Source organism: Pseudoalteromonas sp. S4492, from assembly GCF_005886115.1.
In the GTDB taxonomy this organism is placed as follows: Bacteria; Pseudomonadota; Gammaproteobacteria; order Enterobacterales; family Alteromonadaceae; genus Pseudoalteromonas; species Pseudoalteromonas gelatinilytica.
Genome location: NZ_PNCP01000161.1, coordinates 1 through 378, shown reverse-complemented (window position 1 = coordinate 378; position 378 = coordinate 1). Strand labels below are relative to the sequence as shown.

Annotated in this window: 1 protein-coding gene; it reads left to right on the top strand. The window is 47.1% G+C overall.

All coding sequences use genetic code 11. The annotated features are described in order from the left end of the window. Positions 1-17: 17 nt before the first annotated feature. Positions 18-378: NAD(P)/FAD-dependent oxidoreductase (locus tag CWC28_RS21250; protein ID WP_138625746.1), on the top strand; the 361-nt coding region annotated here is incomplete at its 3' end.

Here is a 378-nt window from a genome sequence, read left to right as displayed (position 1 = left end):
GAGGAGGGCCTGCGGCGATGACCGCCGCTCAGACTATTGCCAGATTCCACCCTACGATATCAGTCAAGGTGATAAAAAGTCCTAAAATCAAAGGTCAGCTTGAAGAAGCAGGCAATATTGAAAACTGGCCTGGCAGCCTGATTATAAAAGGGAAAGGTCTGCTAAACATGATGGAAGACAAGGCTGGAAGTAACGACAATGTCGACATTATTGAAGATCATATTGTCGAGACTCTCCTCCAGGGGACACCGAAGGTTTTGCACGGTGAGCGCTCTACCTATTTTGCCAGTATTGTCATACTGGCATCGGGAGCGGAGCCCAATCTTCCCAAAATTTTAGAACCATACAAAGGAACCGGAGTTTTCACATGCACTGACT